The 24791-nt window shown below is 28.1% G+C and carries 23 protein-coding genes; 7 read left to right on the top strand and 16 right to left on the bottom strand.

The genetic code is table 11. The features are described 5' to 3' along the window. The first annotated feature begins 50 nt into the window (after positions 1 to 50). The 4 genes from R5397_RS03640 (at position 51) to alr (ending at position 3230) form a co-directional block, all read left to right on the top strand. A complete protein-coding gene (locus R5397_RS03640; RefSeq protein ID WP_421622929.1) occupies positions 51 to 1184 on the top strand; it encodes an LIC_12708 family protein in 1134 nt (377 codons plus the stop codon). Between the two features lie 22 nt (positions 1185 to 1206). Continuing rightward, a complete protein-coding gene (locus tag R5397_RS03635; RefSeq protein ID WP_421622928.1) occupies positions 1207 to 1632 on the top strand; it encodes a hypothetical protein in 426 nt (141 codons plus the stop codon). Between the two features lie 3 nt (positions 1633 to 1635). Then, entirely contained in the window at positions 1636 to 2052 is a 417-nt protein-coding gene (locus R5397_RS03630) for a hypothetical protein (RefSeq protein ID WP_247065349.1), read from the top strand. 77 nt (positions 2053 to 2129) lie between these two features. Continuing rightward, positions 2130 to 3230, top strand: a complete 1101-nt coding sequence (gene alr, locus R5397_RS03625) for an alanine racemase (RefSeq protein ID WP_421622927.1) — start codon at positions 2130 to 2132, stop codon at positions 3228 to 3230. Here alr and R5397_RS03620 read toward each other — a convergent pair. Further along, positions 3222 to 4817 carry a hypothetical protein gene (locus R5397_RS03620; RefSeq protein ID WP_421623066.1) on the bottom strand — a complete coding sequence of 532 codons (1596 nt, stop codon included), beginning with the start codon at positions 4815 to 4817 and terminating at the stop codon, positions 3222 to 3224. The genes alr and R5397_RS03620 overlap by 9 nt on opposite strands. Positions 4818 to 4891: 74 nt before the next feature. Between R5397_RS03620 and R5397_RS03615 the strand changes: the two genes are divergently transcribed. Further along, complete coding sequence (locus R5397_RS03615) at positions 4892 to 5059, top strand: hypothetical protein (protein ID WP_247065353.1); 168 nt, start codon at positions 4892 to 4894, stop codon at positions 5057 to 5059. Between the two features lie 3 nt (positions 5060 to 5062). On the opposite strand, the gene R5397_RS03610 is transcribed toward R5397_RS03615, so the two are convergent. From R5397_RS03610 to malQ, 4 genes are all read right to left on the bottom strand, one after another. After that, a complete protein-coding gene (locus R5397_RS03610; protein WP_421622926.1) occupies positions 5063 to 6811 on the bottom strand; it encodes a hypothetical protein in 1749 nt (582 codons plus the stop codon). A gap of 71 nt (positions 6812 to 6882) precedes the next feature. Next, positions 6883 to 7860: a calcium/sodium antiporter gene (locus R5397_RS03605; protein WP_421622925.1), complete on the bottom strand. Its 978-nt coding sequence runs from the start codon at positions 7858 to 7860 to the stop codon at positions 6883 to 6885. 22 nt (positions 7861 to 7882) lie between these two features. Continuing rightward, positions 7883 to 9733: a putative glycoside hydrolase gene (locus R5397_RS03600; protein ID WP_421622924.1), complete on the bottom strand. Its 1851-nt coding sequence runs from the start codon at positions 9731 to 9733 to the stop codon at positions 7883 to 7885. 75 nt (positions 9734 to 9808) lie between these two features. After that, positions 9809 to 11290, bottom strand: a complete 1482-nt coding sequence (gene malQ, locus R5397_RS03595) for a 4-alpha-glucanotransferase (protein WP_421622923.1) — start codon at positions 11288 to 11290, stop codon at positions 9809 to 9811. Between the two features lie 161 nt (positions 11291 to 11451). Between malQ and R5397_RS03590 the strand changes: the two genes are divergently transcribed. Next, the gene (locus tag R5397_RS03590) at positions 11452 to 12609 is read left to right on the top strand and encodes an OmpA family protein (RefSeq protein WP_421622922.1); all 1158 of its coding nucleotides are present in this window, start codon (positions 11452 to 11454) and stop codon (positions 12607 to 12609) included. 3 nt (positions 12610 to 12612) lie between these two features. On the opposite strand, the gene R5397_RS03585 is transcribed toward R5397_RS03590, so the two are convergent. Continuing rightward, a complete protein-coding gene (locus R5397_RS03585; RefSeq protein WP_421622921.1) occupies positions 12613 to 12996 on the bottom strand; it encodes a TraR/DksA family transcriptional regulator in 384 nt (127 codons plus the stop codon). Positions 12997 to 13163: 167 nt separating this feature from the next. Between R5397_RS03585 and infA the strand changes: the two genes are divergently transcribed. Beyond that, a complete protein-coding gene (gene infA / locus R5397_RS03580) occupies positions 13164 to 13385 on the top strand; it encodes a translation initiation factor IF-1 (RefSeq protein ID WP_011772125.1) in 222 nt (73 codons plus the stop codon). Between the two features lie 47 nt (positions 13386 to 13432). Here infA and R5397_RS03575 read toward each other — a convergent pair whose 3' ends face one another. The 10 genes from R5397_RS03575 to mnmE form a co-directional block, all read right to left on the bottom strand. Then, positions 13433 to 15478 carry a hypothetical protein gene (locus R5397_RS03575; protein WP_421622920.1) on the bottom strand — a complete coding sequence of 682 codons (2046 nt, stop codon included), beginning with the start codon at positions 15476 to 15478 and terminating at the stop codon, positions 13433 to 13435. Continuing rightward, complete coding sequence (locus R5397_RS03570) at positions 15427 to 16014, bottom strand: tetratricopeptide repeat protein (protein WP_421622919.1); 588 nt, start codon at positions 16012 to 16014, stop codon at positions 15427 to 15429. Before R5397_RS03570 ends, R5397_RS03575 begins: the two co-directional genes overlap by 52 nt. Continuing rightward, positions 15996 to 16985 carry a vWA domain-containing protein gene (locus R5397_RS03565; protein ID WP_421622918.1) on the bottom strand — a complete coding sequence of 330 codons (990 nt, stop codon included), beginning with the start codon at positions 16983 to 16985 and terminating at the stop codon, positions 15996 to 15998. Before R5397_RS03565 ends, R5397_RS03570 begins: the two co-directional genes overlap by 19 nt. After that, the gene (locus tag R5397_RS03560) at positions 16982 to 17983 is read right to left on the bottom strand and encodes a vWA domain-containing protein (RefSeq protein ID WP_421622917.1); all 1002 of its coding nucleotides are present in this window, start codon (positions 17981 to 17983) and stop codon (positions 16982 to 16984) included. Before R5397_RS03560 ends, R5397_RS03565 begins: the two co-directional genes overlap by 4 nt. Beyond that, positions 17967 to 18869, bottom strand: coding sequence for a hypothetical protein (locus R5397_RS03555; protein ID WP_421622916.1), 903 nt, complete (start codon positions 18867 to 18869; stop codon positions 17967 to 17969). Before R5397_RS03555 ends, R5397_RS03560 begins: the two co-directional genes overlap by 17 nt. Then, entirely contained in the window at positions 18866 to 19747 is an 882-nt protein-coding gene (locus R5397_RS03550; protein ID WP_421622915.1) for a DUF58 domain-containing protein, read from the bottom strand. Before R5397_RS03550 ends, R5397_RS03555 begins: the two co-directional genes overlap by 4 nt. Before the next feature lie 15 nt (positions 19748 to 19762). Further along, a complete protein-coding gene (locus R5397_RS03545; RefSeq protein WP_421622914.1) occupies positions 19763 to 20755 on the bottom strand; it encodes an AAA family ATPase in 993 nt (330 codons plus the stop codon). A 70-nt stretch (positions 20756 to 20825) separates the two neighbouring features. Next, positions 20826 to 21449 carry a 16S rRNA (guanine(527)-N(7))-methyltransferase RsmG gene (gene rsmG, locus R5397_RS03540; protein WP_421622913.1) on the bottom strand — a complete coding sequence of 208 codons (624 nt, stop codon included), beginning with the start codon at positions 21447 to 21449 and terminating at the stop codon, positions 20826 to 20828. After that, positions 21446 to 23308, bottom strand: coding sequence for a tRNA uridine-5-carboxymethylaminomethyl(34) synthesis enzyme MnmG (mnmG, locus tag R5397_RS03535; RefSeq protein ID WP_421623065.1), 1863 nt, complete (start codon positions 23306 to 23308; stop codon positions 21446 to 21448). The genes rsmG and mnmG overlap by 4 nt, the downstream gene beginning before the upstream one ends. 8 nt (positions 23309 to 23316) lie before the next feature. Next, the gene (gene mnmE / locus R5397_RS03530; RefSeq protein WP_247065367.1) at positions 23317 to 24711 is read right to left on the bottom strand and encodes a tRNA uridine-5-carboxymethylaminomethyl(34) synthesis GTPase MnmE; all 1395 of its coding nucleotides are present in this window, start codon (positions 24709 to 24711) and stop codon (positions 23317 to 23319) included. Between the last annotated feature and the right edge of the window lie 80 nt (positions 24712 to 24791).

The following is a 24791-nucleotide window of genomic DNA, read 5'->3' as shown; positions in this document are numbered from 1 at the left end:
TCTCCTAAAATAATTGACTTTCAACCATTTAAAATAATAACATCTAAAACATGAAAAAGTTTTATAAAATTCATTTAAATCTATTTTTTATGATTATATCATGTAATATCAAAACTTTAAACGAAATTGGAGAACAACAATTTAAAATACCATTTGGAACGTTACCTGGAGAAATAACACCACTTGTAAACAAATTTACCAATTCAAGCTTTGATATCAAAACATATAATGGACTTGTATACATTGTAGAGGCAAAAGCAAATAAACTCATGATTTTTAATTCTTATGGGAAATTAATTCAAACTTACCAAAATGGAATATTCAAAACAAATTCTGACCTTAAAATCAAAAAAGTAGATTTTGAAAATATTAAGGCAATTTATCCATCAAAAGACTTTATTGTAGTATCAGATAAGCTAAATAATAAGAAATCTAAATTCGATGAGAAAGAAAACATAGCATACTCCACACGAATATTTATTTTAAATAAAGATTCATCTGTAGAAGTATTGGGACAAGAAGGACGGAATGGAACACTATTTCCACAAGTTTACGATATCAATATTGACGACAAAAACAATATAGCAATAATAACTATATCTAATGAAGGATATATAATATACTCCTACGATAAAGATCTCTCACCCCTCTACAAAATTTATGTTAATACAAATATATTACAAATACCGGAAGAAGAGAAAAAAAAATATAACATATCAATAGATAAAGTATTTTTTGAAGTAAACAAAAAAATCATTTATGTAAAGACAACTCACTATGAAAACATTAGAACCAATGAAAACATTAACGACCTTGGAGTGAGGATCAAAAATCAATATTTTTACACAATGAGCTTAAACAAAAATAAGGAATTTGAAATAAAAAATAAAATTACACTACCCCAAAACTTATTAGATGATCAACAAGAAAGTTTTATAAACATCATTGGAATTCAAAAAGATAAAATAATAGCATCCACTAACATGAAAAACCTGTCTAATACTTTAATATGGAAATTGGATAAGAAGGGCAAAATAAAAGAACAAATGGTCCTAATCGAACCACCTAACCTTAAATTTCTTGCTGAAAGCCTATCTAAGGATGGAATACTTAGCATACTTTATGGAGAAAAAAGTGGGGTCAGCGTCTATTGGTGGAATTTAAAGACTTTACTTAAACTATGAAATCATTAAAAAGTCAACATTTATGAGAAATAAAAATTGCAAAAGTAAAGTACAAAATAATCATAAGCAAAGAATAAAAAAAAATCTAACTCTGGGAATTATCTTTGTCATCATGCTAATTATTATCAAAATTGTATTAATTCCTAAATTACAAAAATTGGAAAGCAAATACAACCCTACCATCACAATAGAACATAAAATAAAAAATGAAAACCTATATATCAAAATAAATATTAAAAGTCAAAACATGAAAGACTTAGGAAAAGCCAATATAGAAGTATACTTAGATAATAAACTTATTGAAAATAATATGATTTACATAGACAAGATTAACTATACGTTATATACTAATGTTGCATACAGGAAAAAGGGTTTATTAAACATAGTGCTAATAAATCAGAAAGGCGATAAGGCATATTTTAGTAAAAGATTAAATCTTGGAGGATAATAGATGTTGCAAATATATTTTATATCTGTTTTACTTAATATCTTGGGGGGGATAGTGCTAGCATTCCCAATTTTGGGAGAAAGATTTAAGTGCTTAATCATCTTTGAAGAATTTATAAATTTAATTAACAATAACAAAAATGTAAGAAGCATTTTTGGCACAACATTTTTAATAGCTAGCATCTTTGAAATAATCATACCTTATGATTTGCCAATAATTGGAAATTTATTTCCTGCTATCAGTTTATTTTTTATTGGTTTTATCCTCGTCTTAAGTCAAAAAATGCCCACAAGTTTTCAAAATAATAAAGAATATGGAAAATTCAAATCTTTCATTGAAAGCAATAAAAAAGTAATAGGAATCTTAGCATTAATAATTGGAATAATTCATTTTTTTGCACCAAGAGTACCTTTTCTTTAAAATTAGCTTATGAGATACAATTTTAATTACAATTCCAAAAAATAAGACAATGAAATAAATCAAAAGAATATACAAAAATGATTAAAAATAAAGAAATCATAATAAATCTTAAAAATTTAGAATATAACTTAACCGCAATTAAAAATCATATTCAAAAAAAAGAATTAGTAGCCACACTAAAAGCTGATGCATATGGACATGGGCTTATTCAGACATTTAAATTTTTAAAAGAAAAAGGAATAAATTATTTTGGCATTTTCTGGATAGATGAAGCTTTAAAGATTAAAAAAATAGACAAAAGAGCAAATATATTGCTCTACATCAACACAGATAAAAATGCAATAAAAAATCTAGTTAAGTTCGATATTACACCCTTTGTTGCTGACTCCCAATATTTATCACTAATAGAACAAGAATGTAAAAAACAAAATAAAAGAATCAAGGTTCATTTAAAAGTTGATGTTGGAATGAATAGATATGGAATTAAAATAGAAAATGCTCTTAATCTAGCAATTCAAATTCAAAATTCAAAATCAGTAGAATTTGAAGGAGTTTGCACACATTTACCAACAACAGAAAATAGAAAAATCACTCAAGCACAAATCGAAAAATTTGTTCATTTTATAAACGAACTTAAGACCAAGAATATAAAACCAAAATTCATTCATGCTTCTAACTCAGAACACATAACAAACTATCAAATAAGTGAAAAATTTAATATGGTACGACCAGGACTTATTTTATATGGATATCATCCAAATTCAAACGGCTTAAACAATAATTTACAACTTAAACCCGTACTCAGCTTATATTCAAAAATCATATTTCTTAAAAAGATAAAAAAGGGAGAACAAATATCATACTCTGGTCTATTTACGGCAAAAGAAGATATGCAAATTGGACTTTTACCAGTTGGATATTTCGATGGAATTCCACAAAATACATCTAACAATTTTTATTGTATAATAAGAGATAAAAAATGCTTCATTAGAGGAAAAATATGTATGAATATTTCAATAATAGAAATCCCTAAAGATCTAAAAATTAACATAGGAGAAAAAGTAGAAATTACTTCTGAAAGATTAAGCTTAGATATACTTAGCAAAGAATCTGGTATGAGTAAATATGAAATACTTTGCTCCATTGGAAAACATAAGAAAAAGAAATATTTATATTAAATTACCTAAAGAATCAAACTTTTGAAAATCAACTAAATTTCCTTTACTATCATAAATCCATTTATAAACCGAAATACCCCCAATATCATCTCTTAGCCTTAAATCTGGACCATGATTTGTCTTTTTTGAAATCTTGCCAAATTTATTATACTCATATTTATACACACTAACACCGTGAATATCATCTTGTAACTGGCCTAAATTACCAAAATTTTTCTGACTAATAAGTCTATTTTGTTTATCATATTCATAAACATACTCAAAAATAGCACTCCGATCTGCAACCAAAACTCCACTCTTAGAATAATTACTCTTCAAGATCAAATTGCCATTAACATCATATGCAAATTTATATCTAAAAACACCTTCAAAATCATCTATAGGATTATCAAAATCTCCATAATGCTCTTGAGACTTAAGAAGGCCATCCTCATTATAAGCATACTTATAAATCATCACCCCATTGGAATCACTAATTAAATTAAAATCTTTATCAAAGAAAAGATTTTCAATTAAATAAAACTTATTATCATACTTATAACTATAAACTGCAATACCCTTAAAGTCATTCATTATTTCATATTTTTCCTCATAACTAGCTGGAATATCACTATTATAATTTTTATTTATTCTATTACTATGATTTATTACCCTTTTTTCATTATTTTGCATATAAAAAATGGTTTTTCTCATAGCATAACCATTCTGACTAACGGTTAAATTATTGTTAGCATCATAATTATACTCCTTATAAAAATAGTCTTTTTCTTTTAAATTATATTCATATCTATATATTGCTACATTATTCTCATCGGGAGTCAAATTATTTTTAATATCATAATTTAAAATTTCAATGAGCTTGCCGTCAAAATCATAACGATACGTCTTTATTGCAACAGAAAAAGGGTTTGAATACAAAGAACCTACCGGATCTAAATATTCTTCCCTTATAATATTATGTGAACTGTCATAAGTTAATCTAAAACCATATATTCCATTCTTAGCCTTGATATTATAATTGTTATCATCGTAATATAAAACTGTTTTACTCCGATCAGAATCATCATAAATAATTTTAGTATAATAAACATTATTTAAATCTTTAATTTGAAAACCAACCTCACTAAACCTATAAACATAAAAACTACTATCATCATTGTAAATAAAATGATAATAAGCAATTCCATACTTATCTCTTATAATCTCATTAGATTTATTATAATTAAAAATACTCTTTGGTCTGCCATTTGGAAAATATTCTATTTGTTCAACACAAACATCTTTTAAATTCTTAGCAGCAAAACCTCCATTTAAAAATAATCTCCTTTCTATATCCCCAGAATATTCTATTTTGATCTGATTTGCACCAAAAAAAGAAGGAATTAAAATACTAAGTTTGCCAACATAATCAACAAATACAAGCCTGCTATCATCATAAGTAAATTTATATCCACACTCTTCTTCCGCATTTTCTTTACTGATCTCATATTTCCCGATTATCCTATAATTAATATCATAATCAACAAATCTATAATAAATTTCTTCTGAAAAAAGAGCACAAGACACAAAAAACATCACCAAAAACATAGTCATTCCTTGATCAATCAACATTATTTTGATAAACTTATTATACAATAAATTAGTTTAAGTAGGAGTTTAAGATGGCAAAAATTTCTAAAAATGCTCAAAGAAGTGGCTCTAAAGAATTATTAAGCAAGTGGGGCGGAAAAATTATAATGAAGTCTAAATTTGAAAATGGTAAAATAAAACACTATGCTGAATGTCAAACCTCAAAAAATACAGCAAGAAGACCTAAAGATTTATTTTAAAATTTATTTTTTATTTAATTTATCTTCAAATTTCAACCAAGCTTCATCTTGTTCACTTTTAGTATAGGCCCTATTTAAAGTTGCTTCCTTAGGGGTTTTGCCTTTTCTAACATAAGAACTCCTAATTTGATCCCTTAACTCTTCTCTTTGTTTTCGTCTTTTATCTAGTTGTCTTTTCACTCTTTCATTTGGATCAAAAAGTTCAGCATGCTCTTTAACCACAATCTTAGAATTTAATCTAGATAAAGCCTCTTTATAACTCTGCTGTCTCCCTGTTAAGAATAACACAAGCCTCTTTAACAAAGGCAAATCTCTATAAGCAGCATCTAAAAGATTAGATAGGTCAACTTTATAAATCTTATAAAGTGGTAAAAACGTATTACTATTTTTAAAATATTTAGCGGCTTCGGTTTTGATTATATCCTTAAGATGGGTCTGAATATTCTGTGTTTTAGAAACTCGTTTATAATGCGAAACAATAAAATCAAGAAATGCGACCTTATTTTTTAAACAATAATCATTTATATCATAATTAGCAATAAATTCAATCAATGTTTTTTCAAGACCTTCTTCTGTTAAAATAGTAGAAGAATTCTTCCCACTATTAAATACTTTCACAAAATCATTTCTCAATTTATCCCTAATATCAACTAAAATTTGATCGAATTCCTTTAAAAACATAGAATAGGCACATGGCTTATATAAATACATTCCACGTTTAATACTAAATATTTTGGGTAACGAACCCTTAATGTTAGACTCAAAAAAGTATTCATTAGCCGTCTTTAAAAAATATTCAGAATCAGATAATCCTTCAGCATGCTCTTGAAGAATATTTTTAAATTCTTCTATATTAATAAATCTTGGTTTAAACTCTATTGTTTTTTCAATTGATTTCAAAGTTTCATCAATCTTAATGCTTTCTAAATTTCTAAGTTCTTCTAAGTTTTTCTCATTAGTAATATAAATATTTAATACTTCTAAAAAAGTAAAGTAATGTTTAGAAATATTAACACCTTTCTTATTTAAAATTTCTTCCTTATTTTCTAAAATTCCTAAAAGCAAATTATAAGCAACTCTCACACCATTAATACCCTCATCTAACATTCGATCATACTCACTAAGCTTTACATTTTTAGCTCTCATAAAAATATCTTTAACTATTCTGTTAGAAGCAATCCCAAATAAAATTCTCTTCATAAATTCAATAAAATATAAGGCTTTTCCTGATGGAATTATTAAAGAATTCAACACAAATATCTTTTTTGATGAAGAATTTTCTTGAAAATATTTAAGATTAATGTCTGAATTTGAAAGAATGACAAACTCTTTTTCAAAAGCCAATAAATTTTTATCTATATTCTTAATTGTAAGTAAAGTACTAAAGAGTTCTATTCCCACATAATGCTTTAAAAACAAATCCTCGATAGCATAATAATAAAAATTATAACTATTTTCATCTGTTATTATTATTTTATAAGGTACCATTTCCCCATTGGATGTTGACTTATTAATAATAATTCCTCTCTTAACCTCATAAAGCTTGCGAAATAAAAAATCCAATTCTCCTTTAAGACCACGAATTTTAACAGAATAATCTTCGATAAATTTAGCATAATCTATAACATTGTGCTTATGTTCCAAAATAATCCTTAAAATCATTTTTTGAGCATCTGAAGAAATCCCTATTTGAGAAATCAAAATCTCCACTTCTTTATCATTGAGATAGAAAATTTCGGGTAATTTTTTCATCTTATATTTCCAAGCTCCTCATATACAAAACCATCATAACATATAATAACATATTGACAAATTCAATAAAATTAAAAAACACCAAATAAAAATGAATTATATAAAATATATAAACATAAAAATAGAATAGCAGGTCCTCTACTAAAAGCCCCTTGAAATCTCACTATGAATAATAACATTAAAGATACAACAAACATGATACTAAAATCAGCCAAATAAATATCACTCATGAGTACTGGATTTACAAAACTACTACTAGATAAAATAAACCCAATATTAAATATATTACTTCCAATGATATTACCAATGGCAATATCTGACTCCTTTTTAATTACTGCAAAAAGAGAAACGACGATCTCTGGGATGCTGGTCCCAAAAGCTACAAAAACAATTCCAATCACTTTCTCACTAATATTAAAAACATTGTGTGCAATGTATATTGAACTATCTATTAACAACTTTGAACCGAAATATAAGAAATATATACTTAATAATAAGAGCAAAGTATTTAAAAATAAAAACTTAAACCCATAATTACAATTAAGATTTTTTAAATTTTTTGGAACAGAATTATATTTTTTCTCTTCTTTATAAAATAAAAATAGATAAGATAAAAATAAAATTAAAATCACCAATGAACTGGTTTTATAATAAGGCACCTTAAAAAAAGACAAAGTATTAAAATCAAAAGAAAGCAATAAAAGAAGAAACATCAATAAAAATAAAATTATAAAAGAAAATTTGAGTCTCTTAAAATCAGTTTCAATCCTCAAAAACAACCCTGTTAAGGGAAGTGCAAGCAACATATTAATGATATTACTCCCAATGATATTAGAAACAATAATTTCATTTTTACCCTTAAGAGATGCTATTAAACTTGTAAAAAGCTCTGGAGTACTTGTTGATAAGGATACTATTACAACACCAATTAAAAGACTAGGAACTTGAAAATAAGTAACAATGTTAACAGAACTATTTAAAAGATAATTCCCACCAAGATATAACAAAAAGATACTAAATATTACACAAAAAAGATGAATATGTGCCAAAAAAATTTCCTTCCACAAACATTTAAGAAAAATTTAAAAATTCGCTTAAATCATTCTTAACCATATAGTAAATATTAGATGCATTCCATAAACTAAAGCCATTGCCTAAAGATTCCTTAACTCCTTTTAATTGATGAGAAAAATATTTTAAATAAACTTCTTTACTCACACGGCGTTCAGAACCAAGCAAAAAAGCTTGAACATAAGGTCTAATTATAACCTTACCTGATGAGAATACAACAGCTCTATTACTTCCTTCCTTATAAATTTTATAAGCTCTCGTAGTATAGTATAACTCATTCTTTAAAAAATCGTTAGTATAATGAGAAGGATAGAACATTGGAGAAATAACATCAACATAATCCGCAATCATAGAAATATTTTGACCAATACTATTTGTAATAAACCATCCATTATTTCCGTAAATGTCAATAGAAATAGGAATATAAATATTTTTTCTAGCCATAATTAAAAAAGATTCAAGAGCATCAATCGCATGCATCTTATATTTATTAAATCTTGAAGTTATAAGAGACACAGGACCATCTGTTGGAAATCTAATATAATCAAACTGAATCTCATCAACTCCAAGAGACTGAATTTCTTTTGCAATAGATAAATTATAATCCCATGTGTCTTGCAAGAAGAGATCTACCCAATGTTCCTTTTGAATAAATTTAAAAGAATCACCATGCTCAACCTTTACAAGGTTTGCCCAAGGCTGATTGGTCTTTTTATTCCAAAGAGCATACTCACAATTATTATAAAAATAAAGTTTCGCGTCTTTAAACACAACAACTCGTGCAATAACATATATTCCAAGTTCTTTTGCTTTATTTAAAATATAAGGAACATCTATCAAATTTTTAACAGCCTTTATCTTGTTTGGCAAAGCTAATTTACTTGAATAAGTTAAAATACCACTATCATCTTTAAAGTCAATAATAACAGCATTCATGCCTAATCTTTTTATAAACTCAAATCTCTCATCAATAGCTGTTTTGCTTCGAAGAGTGTAAGCCGTTAAATAAATTGACCCCTTATTAGAAGCAAGATGCATCCTTTCTAATTTTTCAACAGAATTTTCTCCATACACAGAAAATTGACCATCAAAAGTCCATTTGCCATCAACATAGGAATAAAAATGATTATCATAAGTTCTAACTAAAAGTTTTTCCATTTTTGCATCCGATAAATCAATAATACGCAATATCTGTTTCTTAAAGGGAAAATCCAACTTCTTAACAACCCCTAGAGTTGTATTAATTAAAATAATATCTCCATAAATTCCACAGGAAAAGTACAACTCATTTACATTGTTTCTCGAAAACTCTATTGCACTAACCATATCATAATAACCAGCACCCAGATATATCTTAGAAATTAAAGAATTTAGACTCGTAAAATCCAAACTATCATTAACACTTAAATAAATTCCACTATTAGAAGTACCAATAGCAATACGCTTATATTCTCCTCGAGATAATGCACTTGATGTAATGTAAGAATTTTTATTAAATTTCTCATTATCAACTAATTTTCTAAAACTTTTAAAATAATCATGAGAAACATAAACAGAGTCATTAGTTGTCAAAAGGGAATTTGAGGAATAAAAATCTTCATAAATAGAAGTTATTCTCTTAGACACAGGTCTTGCAAACGGATATATCCATCTAGTCTCTAGCCCCTTGGGTTCAACCTTAAATATCACATTATTATGCTTTTTATATAAAGCACCTTTATTAATAAAAAATAAGCCACCATTCTTAAAATATTTACTCTCATCTAATGAATGCAAATGAAAACACAAGAAAAAATAAGCAAACAACAAACAAATTATATACACAAGCATTATATATGTATTAAGTTTCATATAAATGACATCCAGCCTTTTTAAAAATAAATATTAAAAAACAAATATCATTTTAACAAATTATTGAAGTTCCTATTAAGTTCTTCCATAAAGTTTTGTAATGTCACTTATCTTTTTACTTAAATCGTCACTCAAATCACCACTTAATATTCTAAAATTGTTAAGCATTGTATCAGACATATTCATACTAAAATCAGATACCAAATCAAGATAATCTTTCATTGGAATTATTACACTATTTGCAACACTAGCCATCGCCCCCCTTATCATATCCCAAACAATAGCATTTTCATTAGTATCGAAATAATCAAAAATATATTTCTTATGCTCATTATCAACAGAGTTAACAAATCCACGAATAGTATTACTCTCATGAGTACCTGTATAAACAACACAATTTCTTATATAATTATGGGGAAGATATATATTTGTGGAATCAAAATCAAATGCACATTGCATCATTTTAGTTCCGGGGAAACCAAAATAATCTCTTAACCTAAATGTATCTCCACGATCTTTTACAAGGTCTTCAACCCAAATTTCTAAGTCATTAATCTCATTTAGAACCTGTTTAAAAAAATCTTTCCCGGGACATTTTACCCATTGTCCACCAAATAGCAAAGATTCTTCTGCAGGAACCTCCCAAGTTGATACAAATCCTCTAAAATAGTCGATTCTAACAATATCCACATATTTACGCAAAAAATCAATACGATTAATCCACCATGCATAGTCATCTTTTCTTAAAGCTTTCCAATTATAAGCTGCATTGCCCCAAAGATATTTTTTGCTAAACAAATAATCAGGAGGTATCCCCGTTACCTTATCTTTACTTGCATCAAACCTTAATTTAAAATATTTTTGATGCGCCCAAACATCAGCAGAATCATAAGACACAAAAATAGGAACATCACTTACTATTTTAATTCCAGCATTATTAGCATATTTTTTTAAAGCTTTAAATTGTGAAAAAAAGAAATATTGTAAAACTTGTTGAATGTTGATCTCAACCTCAAGTGTCTCTCTAAGCTTAGCTAAAGCCTTAGCATCCCTTTTTAAAATTTCTCTACTAAATAAAAGATTAAAAGCCTGTGAAGATTGAAACTTAGAATAGTACTCTTTAAAAGCAACAAAACTTGAAAAATCTAAAAGCCAATAAGCAGCTGATTTTTTAAACTTTTCAAATGCATGAATCTCATCAATCGTTGCCCTGTGCAAAAAATTCAAAGCAGCATTTCTTAAAACAACTTCTTTAGCTTTTAACTTATCATAATCAACATATCTATCTTCCAAGCATTCAAGAGTGCCTAAGTCTATGTCAATAAACCTCTCAATAGCATTTAAATCAATATAATTGATATTACCAGCAAATGCAGAAAAACTTGAATAAGGAAACTCCACAAAATTAGGAGGCGAATAAGGTAATATCTGCCAATAACCTTGTGATGAAGCGGCAAGAAAATCTATAAATTTATATGCCCCTCTCCCTAAATCACCAATACCGTATTTAGATGGCAGAGAACTAATATTTAGCAAAATTCCACTTTTTCTTTTCATTTTTTATACCTCAAAACAATTGACTATTTAATTAATATCTTAAAACAACCGTCCACATACAATCATTATAACTAAAATGTAAAACTCACAAAGCATTATTCAAAAGATTTAATGAAATATTTCTCAAAAAACATAATCTCAATCATGATATAATTTGTTAAATGAATATTAAAATTGTTATATTACTATTTTTAACAAATACTCTAGCATTTTCATCTGAAATATTAGAATTTAAATACACTAAGGGGGCTAAATTCAGAATAGAAACTACAGATAATCAAGAAATTTACCTAAATGGAAGATTTAACTCAAAAACCAAAACTAATATCCAAGTTTCAAGCGAAGTAAAAGATGTAAAAAACAATTTTGCAGATATCAAATCTTACTTTAGAGTGTTAAAAAGAGATAATGAGAGCGACGTTTACTTACTTAAAGAAGAATTTGAAGGAAATTTTAGCATAAACAAACAAGGCGAATATAAAATTAATAATGCTCAAAAAAGACCTTCTGTTAGAGGCATCCCAAGATTCCCAAAAACACCCATAAAAGTAAATGAAACTTGGACATATCCAGCAGAAGAATATATTCAAGCATCTGAAATTTCACAAGAAATAAAAGATTTTGTTACAAAATTTGATGTAAATTATGTGTACAAAGGCAAAGAAAAAATAAATGGCAAATACTACGACATAATTCTATCAAATTACAAGTCTAAATATAACGTAAAAAACATATTATTCTCTCAAAAGGTTAACCAAATAATTTATTTCGACTCAAAATTAGGAAACATATATAAATATAATGATACATATGAATTTCAAATGCAAAATGACAACAATAATATCAAAATGACTGGAAACTCATTTGGGAAAATAATCTCTATTGAGTTACCAAATGACAACATAATAGAGCATGAAGTCAAAGAATATATTAGAACAAAACAGATAGACTCTATTAACATAGAGAAAAACAAAAATGGCATCAAATTAAGCTTAGATATTGAATTTTATCCTGATTCTTTTCAAATTCTTAAAAAAGAATACAACAAACTAAAACACATAGCCAATTTATTAGAAAAGTTTAAAGACAACAATATTCTCATAGAAGGACATACAGCAAAGTTTGGAACAGAACAAGAAATGCAAGAATTGTCTGAAAAAAGAGCTCATTCAATTGGAAACTATTTATTAAAAATGAAAGTAAAGAACAAAAACCAAATATTTTTTAAAGGATGGGGTGCTAAAAAACCTAAGTATGAAAACTCATCTCCTTTAGCATCAAAAAATCGAAGAGTAGAAATTACAATTCTAAACAATTAAATATTAAATTGATCGCTTGCTCTTTTTTTCTTTTTTAGTCTGACAACTTATACATAAAAATGCATAAGGAATAGCCTCAAGTCTTTCTTTTGTAATACTCTTATCACATGCCAAACAATTACCATAAGTATTTTGGGAAATTCTATAAAGCGCCTGATTTATTAAATGCAACTTCTTTTTCTCAACTGAACTTAAAGCTTCAAGATTATTTCCATCCATATTGTCAAATGCAATATCAATGATGTCCTTTAAATGCATATCATTATTAATGATCTCTCTTTTACTATCCTCAACAGATCTTATAGAATTTAATATTTCTTTTTTTGATTCTAAAAGAAAATTTCGCATCTTTTCAACAAATTCATGCTCAAAATTACTTTTATGCATGATATTACCTCCCTATAATAAATTACAATTTTTAAAAAACTCCGTGTAATTATATAAACAATCCCATATAATGTAAACTAGTACATTAATTTTTAATAAAAAATAATTGCAATGATATTCCTAATTGTGTACAATTGATTCTGTTACATAAATAACAAGGGGGCATTTTGAACACTAAAGAAGAAGCTATTGAAACTGAAGGTATTGTTAAAGAATCTCTCCCTAACACAATGTTTAGGGTAGAACTTAAAAATGGGCATTTAGTTTTAGCTCATCTATCTGGAAAGATGAGAAAACATTTTATAAAAATAGTTCCTGGAGATAGAGTGAAGGTTGAGCTATCACCTTATGATCTTACAAAAGGGAGAATAGTATATAGAGAAAAATAAATACTTATATCAAAATAAGTTAAATCAATTAACAGATCGCTATTACTTTATATTAAACTATCTTTAACAGATGCAATAAAGTTTTTATGAATCCATCCCTGAAGGCCATGACTTGTTTGAATAAGAACAAAGTCATCTTTTCTATTAAGTAGATAAACACTTATATTCCCGTTTAAGAATCGCCAGCTTCTTGAAAAATTATCAGGAACTTTATAAAGAGAAACTAGATCACCTTTAATAATTCCAATCTCAGACTGCTGGTCAACATAAAAGTAATATGTTTGAAATAAAGTAAAACACGTTACAGATAAAAGCAAGAACAAAATAATTCTCTTTAAATTTTTTGCATAAAATTTATAAGAAATAATCACTATTAAAATATTTATTAAAATTAAACTAATAATAAAAAAAATATTAGACCAAACAAAACTATTGTTTCGAATATTTTCATTAACTCCATTCTTAGCCTCAATAAAATCAATCACCCTGTAAAAGGTATCATTACTTGGTGAAGTAAAAAATGCTTTATAAGCTGAATAAATTGCATCAAAATATCTATCCATTTTATTCAAAATGAGAGCTCTGTTTAACCACAACCCTGAATAACTTGGATTATTTTTAAGAATATTATCAACTCTATTAAGAGCATTATCATAATTTTTTGATTTATAATCTTCAATTAAATCATTTATATTATCTTCTGACAAAGAACTATCGTTAATAGCATTAAGACTAACAGCAAGAGTTAATATTAAAATAACTAATCCACAACCTGATGCAATAAAGAACTTTTTATATTTAATAAAAACAGCTAAAGAGAATAAAATTCCTGGTATCAAAATTAAGTAATAAACGGGAACAAAGAATAAAAAAGTTTTATTCCTATGTTTTAAAATATCATGATATGAAAGCAAACTAAAATCTGACAATAATTCTTGACCAGAATCATTATTATTTTTCAATTCCCCATAATATTCATATTTTAGTCGTTTACCATCAAGTTTATAAACTTTTCCATCATCAGGATTTAAATAAGTAAAATCACCAATATTTAAGAATAAATTACCCTTATTATCTGGTTTAAGAGTATATATCCTAGATATACTGCCCTTATAACCATCTTTTGAAGGTTCAAAATTATAATTTTTTTTATTATAAATAACTTTAGAGTTATAAGTTTCAATTTCTGGAAAACGAATATGTGGAAGATTACCTTGCCCTGTAATTTTTATTAAAACAGTAAAAGTATCTTGATTAATTAAAGTTGAATTAGGAAATTCATAATCAATTTTAAAAGTTCCAACGGCCAAAGACTTAACCTCATCGGGTATTGGTTTAATTTTTAAAGAAATACCAGGACTCATACGGGCAATATTTTCACCTATATTAAAAGAAACACTAGGAATAACAATACCTTTTGAACCTCTAAGAGGGGTTAAGATAAAGTTATAAAGGGGTACATCCAAGATTTCTTTACTATTAAAAGTCCTATACTTAATATTTTCAAATATAGGGGTTCTATCAATCATTGCATCTTTAACAGCGTTAAAAGAACTAGCAATAGACTTCAAATTATTATTCACAAGCCAATTGACACGCAAAACAAACCCAACACTCTGATACTCATAAATTTCTTCTTTATCAAAATCCCAATACAATTTAACTGGCAAACCAAAAAACTGCGACTCATCTTCTTTTAAAACAACCACTTCAAACTCTGAACTTAAATAAACTTCCCCAAGATAAACAACTTTTAATGAAGGAATCTTAACAAATCCCAATTTATCAAAATCATACTCAATTTTTATTTCTGTAACAATATTATTTCCATCTGGTACCTTTGATATCGAAGCAATTTCGGTGTTATCATTTATATCTTTACTTATTTCAAACTTTAATGACGTCTCATCAATATCTTGAGATAAATTTAATCTAATCACATGAACAACCTTAGTTCCTTTAAGGACCTTAGTTGATACTAAATAATCGGTACCAGATAAAGAATAAATTTCAAAATTTATAAAAAATAAAACTAAAGATATCACCAATCTTCTTGTAAAGACACAGTTTGTTCTTCTGACCTTGTTACCCATAAAACCCTCTCAAGATTTTCAATATACCTTAAAAAATTTTCATTATTCTCAATAAAATTTTGACTTCTCTTAACACTTAAACTATCTAAATCGTCTGGAATAGTTCTTTTTTTAATTATTGCAAGTTCAAGATTATATTTAGCATTATAACTTGCAGGATTGATCCTTAAAGCTTCCTTAAATGCCACCTCTGCTTTTCGATAAAGTCCTTGATTATAGTATATTATTCCCTCATTATAGTTTATATTAAAATTCAAAAAAGAATCATTATCTCTTTTTGCATACGAAAACATCCGAAGAGAGCTTTCATACTCTCCTAAAGAATAATATACAATCCCAAGATTATAATAACTCCATGACGTAACTTGCTTATCATCTACAAGATCATAATAAGTGGAAATCGCACCCTGATAATCGCCTCTAATATATTCATAATTACCAATGGCCATAAGAGACATAGCTCTAATATTAGAACAAGATAAAAAGGATGCAAACATAAAACTCATTAAAAACCAAATTAAAAAGTTTCGTCCCATTTAATGACCTTAACAAATAGATACAATACTATAAATAAAAAAGAGATAGCTAAAAAAAGCTTATATCTTAGAATACCAATAAGCAAAATATCACTTGAACTTTTTTTCATTATATCATTCCTTATCTCATTAATAACATAATTAGTACCTTTTAAATATAAATTATAATAAGAACCCTTAAGAGAAGACGTTAAAAGATACAAATTATCCTCATCAAGCATGGCTTCCACTACATTGCCATTTTTATCCTTAACACTTAAATTATTATCAATCAAAGGAAATGGCTTATTACTTCCAATCCCAACTACAAAGCTTGTAAGATTAAGTGCATCAATCAACTTAGAAAAAGTATAATAATTATTCTCACCCCATTCATCTCCATCTGTTAAAATTACCAAAAAATTATAATAAGAACCATCTTTTATTCCCTGTATGGTACTAAAAACTCCTTCACCTAAAAAACTACCAGGAAAACTTATTAAATTAGGCTCAATATAATTTAACATCTTATGTAAGCTAGCTTTATCCTTAGAAAATGGCAACACTAACAAGGATTTACCTTTAAAAACAGTAAGTGAATACTCAACATTCTCAAAATTATTTAAAATCAAACTAATAAAATTCTTAGCACTCTCAAGCCTATTAATCGATTTTCCTTCATCAAAGGTTAACATACTACGAGAAATATCAACAACAAAAGATATCCTTAAATTTGATCTTTTATCCTCAGTAGCTTTTTGCCCCCAAGAAATATCCAAGATAGAAACAATTAAAGAACCCAGACTCAATACAAAAAAGAACATCATAAGAATTTTTTTTATATAATAATTTTTAATGTAAGCATTATTAACATACATAAGACTTAAAGTCTTAAACAATGGAAGCGCTTTTCTAAAATTATAAATATATAAAAAAAGAACTAAAAATAAAATTATAAACAAGTAAAAAGCATAATAATTGCCTATACTCATAACACCTCTTCCAAAAAGACCTTAGACAAAATGAAGTAAAGGATTAATAAGAAAAATATTACCAATAAAAATTCATTGTAAACATCATCATTATCAACCGAAATTTTAACCTTTCTCTCCACATTTTCCTTTTTCGAAAAATCCTGTATTGCAAGTTTAAATGAAAAATCATCACCTACAGAATAAAAAAGTCCTCCTGTTTTACTTGAAATCTCAAAAATCATACTAGAATCATAAATCTCTCTTAAAGTACCTTGATAAAACTTACCAGATCTCAATTTAAACCCAACACTAAGCTCTTCACTACTACCAATCCCAATAGAGTAAATTTTAACATTTAATCCTTGAGCAAGATTTATTACCTGATCCTTATAAACTTCATCCGAATTAACTACACCATCTGTTAAAACAATCACTGATCTCTTAGGTGCTTCCGAATGCTTTAAATGAGAAAGAGCAATGGAAATACCAAGGGCCAAAGCAGAACCATTGCCAAGATCCATAATATAAATATCGTCTAATTTTTTAGAAAAAAAATCTCTATCAATTGTAAGTGGAACTATTAAAGAAGCTTCCTTAGCAAAAGCTACCAATCCAATATTGTCATTTTCTCTCTGATAAACAAAATATTTAATCAATTCTTTTGCAAATTCAAGTCTATTTTTAGATGAAAATTCAATAGCACCCATGCTAGGAGATATATCCAAAACAATAACAATATCAGCTCCACTACTAAGATAAGTCGTTTTCTTCTTCGAAATAGAAGGACCTGCTAAGGTTAAGATCATAACTGTCATTGCTAAATAAAATAAAGCATAAGTCATAAAATATAGCAAATTCAATCCATAATCCTTTAATTTTATAGAACCAAAGTTTCCATAAATAGATATTGGAAATTTAACTTTTCCTCCTCTACGCTTAAAAAAATGGCTAAAATAAATTATTAATGGAAGAATTATAAGTAAAAATAAATATAAAGGCTCATTGAATGTTAACATTATCCCCTCTATTAAATTCTTCAAAATTAAAAGCTGCTTTCCTTAAATCATCTAAAACAAGTGATAGATTTCCACCTGATAAATTGATTCCACTAAATTTACTAAAGTCAGAAAGCCTAAGCATATTAACAAAAGTTGAACGAATTTCATAAGGAACGTTAAAATTTTGCAAAATTTCAGAAATTTCCGTCGTAGTAATTGCATTAAAATCAAAACCTGTTTTTTTAGACAAATAAACCCTTAAAGATGAATTCAATAAATTATAAAAAATAACCTGTTCTTCGTGACTCTTAATATAATTAGACAAAATAATCATTTGTTTCTGAAACACTTTATAAGGTTTTCTTAAATTATGCTTCATTATTAAAAACACTAATAACTGCTTGACAATCTTCAAAAATTTAATAAAAAAGTAAGGAACTACTACAAGAGCTAAAACAAAAATAACAAGATACGTACTTGTTCCTGGAAGAAAAAGCACTCCCTCTATATCCTGAATTTTAAGAACATCATCATCTGCAATTAACTTACTAGTATTTATTTTGACATTATTGAGAATTAATTTAAAAGATTTATCATTGCTGATAATATCTCCAACATAAATACGCGGAAGAGTATTGCTGCCGACATAAAACGAAACAAAATATATTATTACCTCCCCGCTCTCAGGTCTGTAAAGAAGTGAATTAACCTCAACAAACTCATTTTTAATTTCCTCAAATTCAGCAGGGATAAATTTTTCATTCTCACCAAGAATTAACGAAAATTTAAGCTCAACAGTATCTCCCACATAATAACGAGTTGGGATAAATATCTCATTTTTTATCTCATAAGAGAATAAATAAAAAGACAAAAAAGACATGACAAAGACAATTGTGTTTTTCAAATATCATTCTCCTTTTTTAAAAGAGCTTTTAGCTTTCTAAAAACATCATCTTTAGTACTAATTTCTATAAAATTAATACCTCTTTTTATGCATTCTTTTCTCCATTTGATTTTATCTAATGTCCAATAATTTTTATAACTATTCAATATCGTTTTACTAAATCCAGAGGTCAAAAAATCTTCACAAGTTTCAATATCTTCATAAGTTAAAAATCCATATTGAGGAAGATTTTCATCAAAAAAATCTGTAAGCCTTATTGCAATAATATTATGACGTTTACTAAGAACAGTTAAAGATTTAAAATAATTACTGGCTTTAAAATCTGAAATAATGATAATTAAAGATCTTTTCTTATAATATTCAGCTGTATTTTTAAATACATAAGTTAAATTACTTCCTCTCTTAAGGTGCCTATTTATTGTCTCATTTAAAATTCGCCCTAAATGTGAATGCCCCTTTCGAGATGAAATAAACTTATCCGTTTCACTTGAGAAAAAAGTTATACCTATCTTATCATTATTAAAAAATGCCATATGAGCAAAAATAGAAACTAATAAATCTTGAATTTCCTTTTTACTAGTCAAGCTTCCCAGACTCATTGAAAGAGAATTATCAACAAGTAAATGAAGATTCATTCCCTTATCTTCTCTAAAAACCTTAGAGAAGATGCTATCCGTTTTCGAACTAACATTCCAATCAATCAATCTAGCATCATCCGTCTCCTCATAAGGTCTAAACTCATGAAATTCAAGACCAAGACCCTTAAAAATAGAACGATATCCACCAAAATTAAGCTCCAAAAGCATTTTTCTGGAGAAAAATTTTAAAGCTTTTATCTTAGTCTTAGTACTAGCATTTGATTCATTATCATATTGCATATGAAATTTAAACCCTTAAGGAAGCGCCACAGCTGAGAGAAGTATCTTAATAATATCATCAGTATTCATCTCCTCAACCTCTGCCTCATAAGATGGGGTAATTCTATGTCTCAACACATTATAAGCCACCGACTTAACATCTTCAGGAAGAACAAACAATCGCCCCTCATAAAGGGCATTAACACGAGCACATTTGAGCAAACTAAGTGATGCCCTAGGAGATGCTCCAAACTCAATATATTTAGTAAATGGATAAGTTTTTTTGTCATTTTCACGAGAAGCCGCTATTAAAGTAACGATATAAAGCATTATCTTATCATCTACCTTAACCTTACCAATTGTACGCTTGAGATCTGCTAAAGAATAAGCATTCATTATTTTTGCAACTTTAATATTCTCAAGCCCGCCATCAACTGAGAATATTTTAAGAAGCTTAATTTCATCTTGAATAGAAGGATATTTCACATTAACCTTTAACAAAAATCTATCAAGTTGAGCTTCTGGCAAATTATAAGTCCCCTCTTGTTCAATTGGATTTTGTGTTGCAAGAACAAAGAATGGATCAGGAAGTTTATGTGTCTCATCTCCAAGAGTTACTTGACGCTCACTCATTGCCTCAAGAAGTGCTGATTGAACCTTTGCAGGTGCTCTATTAATTTCATCCGCTAAAATAATATTTGAAAATACAGGCCCCTTTCTAACCTTAAAAGTCCCTGTAGTACTCTTATATACCATATTACCTGTAAGATCAGAAGGCAAAAGGTCCGGGGTAAATTGCACTCTCTTAAACCCAAGATCAAGAACATCTGAAACTGTTTGAATTGTCAATGTTTTAGCAAGGCCTGGTACACCTTCAAGCAAAACATGCCCTTCAGTCAAAATTCCCATTAAAATAGCATCTATCATTTCCCTTTGACCAAGGATTCTACTTGCAACTTCTCTTCTAAACTTATTTATTAAACCTAATGCATTCTCTACTTCAGAATCTATTTGAAAACTACTTTTCATACCACTCCTATCGTACTAAAATTTTTCATCAAAAATAAAATATAAACGATAAAATGAAAAAATAAAATAACTACTTATAAAGCAAAAGAAAATTCCTCTCTTTATCATCACTCATTGTTGATGATTTTATTTCTATTTTGTTAAACAAGCATTCAATATGACTAATTTCAAACTTAATCTTATTTAATTTACCCTTATAAGCCATAATCACCCCCCCATCTTTCAAAATCAATTTCAAAATCCTTGCATATTCTCTTATATCTCTAAAAGCCCTGATTGTAATAAATTCGTATTTATTTTGCTCTTTATCAACATCACGTTCTAATACCTCAACATTGTCTAAACCAAGTTCTAAACTAATCATCCTTAAAAAAGTAGCTTTTTTATTGCTACGTTCAAGAAGAATATACTTTCTAAAGTTATCAAAAAGAGCCAAAACAATCCCTGGAAATCCAGCTCCACTACCTACATCAAGTACTTGCCGTGGATTATTATCTTTGATAATAGACAATCCCGCTACAGAATCTAGAACATGTAAAAGCACTGCATCAAAATTTCGATCATTATTTGACACCAAGTTAAACCTAGTATCAAATAATAAAACTTTTTCTATATAAAATTTTAATTTATCAATGCCTTTTGAAGTAAAAGAAACTCCTAAAATTTTCAAAGAAAGTTCAAAATCATTCATCATAAAGCCAAATTAAGCACTACCTTATTTTTAGGACTTGAAAAATATACAAGTAAAACTTGTATATCTGTATTTCTAACACCAGAAATCCTACTTGCCTGAGCAAGATTAGCTGGCTGGATTTTAACAAACTTTTCCCTAGCCTCTCTGGATAAACCATCAATTTCATAATTGAAATCAAGGGGTAATTTAATAAGCTCAAGGTTATTCATTTTTCTAATTAAATCTCTTTGTCTATTAATGTAGCCTTCATACTTAATATCTAATTCAACCTGTTCAAGAATCACTTTTGAAGCATTAAACTTAGGATCTATATTAATAAGATCACTTAAATTGATATACGGATCTTTTATAATATGATAAAAATCTTTACTAATATGTTTCTTTAACTGTAAAGTACTAGCTTCCCTTTCCTTAAGACGCCTCTGCCTCAAAAGTTCCTTAATTTCTTCTACTTGCTTCTCCTTGAAAAAATATCTAGAATATTTTTCCTCACTAACCAGCCCAACTTCATATCCCCACTTAATCAACCTCTTATCACTAGTATCATGTCTTAAATTAAGCCTATGTTCAGCCCTTGAGGTAAACATTCTATAAGGTTCCTTAGTACCCTTAGTAACAAGATCATCAATAAGCACCCCAATATAAGAACTTGTTCTTGGCAGTATCATTGGATCCTTCCCCTGCAACTTAAGTGCTGCATTAATTCCAGCCATCAATCCTTGAGCTGCGGCTTCCTCATATCCTGATGATCCATTAGTTTGTCCTGCAACAAAAAGTCCTTTAACCCTTTTAGTCTCAAGACTTGCATATAATTCAATAGGATTAATATAATCATACTCAACAGCATATCCAGGTCTTGTAATAACTGCATTTTCAAGTCCATCAATACTATTGATCAATCTTTTTTGAACATCCTCGGGTAAAGATGAACTTAAACCATTAAGATACATCTCTTCAGTACTCAGCCCTTCAGGTTCAATAAATATTTGATGTTTATCTTTATCTTTGAATTTTACTATCTTGTCTTCAATTGAAGGACAATATCTTGGCCCATTCCCAATAATTTCACCGGAATAAAGCGGAGAGAGATGCATATTGTCACTAATTATTTCATGGGTTTTTTTATTTGTATAAGTAATGTAACAAGAGAGTTGAACTTTATCTATCTTAGTATTTGAAAAGGAAAAAGGAATGATATCAGAATCTCCAAATTGAATTTCTGTTTTTGCAAAATTTATACTCTTTCTATGAACCCTAGCAGGAGTACCTGTCTTAAGTCTACCCATCTCAAATCCAAGTTCAAGTAAAATTTTTTCAAGACCATAGGCAGCAGGTTCAGAAATTCTCCCCATACAAGCTCTATATTCACCAATAAATATTTTACCTCTAAGAAAAGTTCCGGTTGTAAGAACCACAACACGAGATGTAAATTTATTTCCCCTCTCTGTAACAACACCTTCGATTTTATTACTCATAGAATTAAGCAAAAAGTCACTAACGGTATCTTGAAAAAGATCAAGATTGGTTTGCCTTTCCAATGTTTCTTTTGCCTTAACCTGATACGCCAATTTATCAGCCTGAGCACGTGGTGCCTGAACAGCAGGCCCTCTGCTTTTATTTAAAATTCTAAATTGAATCATACTAAAGTCAATAAGGCATCCCATCTCTCCTCCAAGAGCATCAATTTCACGCACCATATTTCCCTTAGCAAGTCCACCAATAGCAGGATTACAAGAAAGTTTACCAATCGTATCTAAATTCTGAGTAATTAGAAGCGTCTTAAAATTTAATCTTGCAAGAGCTAAGGATGCTTCAATACCAGCATGTCCACCTCCAATCACAATAGCATCGAAATCCATATCTATATCTATTTTCCTAAACAAAAATTCTTAAACATATTGTCAAGTACATCTTCACTAGTAACCTCTCCCGTTATTTCGCCTAAAAAATTAAGAACTTCATAAACATCAAATGCCAACATATCATAGCTTATACCTTTTTCTATCTTATTTAACAACTCAATAATTAAGGTATAAGCTTTTTTTAAAAGTTCTACTTGGCGACTTGATGATACGATAACATCATAATCATCAATATCAATATAATCAAAGCATGTCAATGACCTTATCTTATCATAAAGAGAATCTATGCCAAATAAAGTCTTAGTACTAATCTTTACTAAATTTGATGAATTTATATTATCCGAATTAAAAAATTCAACTGTTTGTTTATTTGATTCTAAATCCATCTTATTTAAAACAAAAATCACCTTAGAATGTCCCTTATAAGAATCAATAAATTTTAAATCGTCATTTGTTAATCTTGCACTCAAATCAATAACATAAAGCACTAAAGATGCTTCCTTAATTAAAGAATTACTTTTAACGATACCCAACTGTTCAACAAAATCACTAGTCTCTCTAAGTCCTGCTGTATCAAAAACATTAAATAAAATACCATCAAATTCAAAGCTTGCTTGAATGTAATCTCTTGTAGTGCCAGCATAAGAGGAAACTATAGCCCTATCTTCCTTTAGTAACAAATTAAAAAGAGAAGATTTGCCAACATTAACAGAACCGGCCAAAACTAATGCAATTCCATGATCAAGTTTCCTTGCAGTATTATAAGAATCAATCAATCTCTTAAGTTCATCTCTGCTTTTTGAAATAACCTCAAAAGGAATGGTAACCTCATATTCACTTGTTTCATAATCAAGATGAACACTAAGTGCTGAGAGAAAATTTAAAATATCTTTTTTGATCAAATCTATTTTAGTAAACAAAGAACCTGAAAGCTTGTTAACAGCAAGAGCATGGGTCTTATTAGTTTTAGCAGAAACTAACTCATTTACTGCCTCTGCTTTAGTAAGATCAAGTTTTCCAGCCAAAAAAGCACGAAGAGTAAATTCACCAGGCTCAGCCATTCTAAATCCCACTTTCAAAAAACAGCCTATAATTCTCTTTATACCAATAGGGGAGCCATGGGCCATAACCTCTATTGAATCTTGACCTGTAAAACTTTTTGGAGCTCTATAAAGACAAACAACAACTTCGTCCAATTTTTCACAAATTTCTCTATCTATTAAATACCCATAATGAATGGTATGACCAGACGCTTCAAGCAGTCGCTTAGGATCTGAAAATATTTTAGAAAATTTTTCAATTGAAGAAATCCCACTACTACGAATCACACACAAAGCACTACTAAGTAAAGGAGTAGCAAGTGCAACAATATCATCTTCTCTGTGAAAAAACTTGCTCATAGACTACAAAAATTATAACATAGCATAAATGGCAAAGACTAAAAATAAAAGAAAAAATTCAAAAATACAATTACATAAAT

Source organism: Borrelia sp. MN22-0132, assembly GCF_049201035.1.
Taxonomy (GTDB): Bacteria; Spirochaetota; Spirochaetia; order Borreliales; family Borreliaceae; genus Borrelia; species Borrelia puertoricensis.
This window is presented reverse-complemented; position numbering and strand designations above follow the sequence as displayed.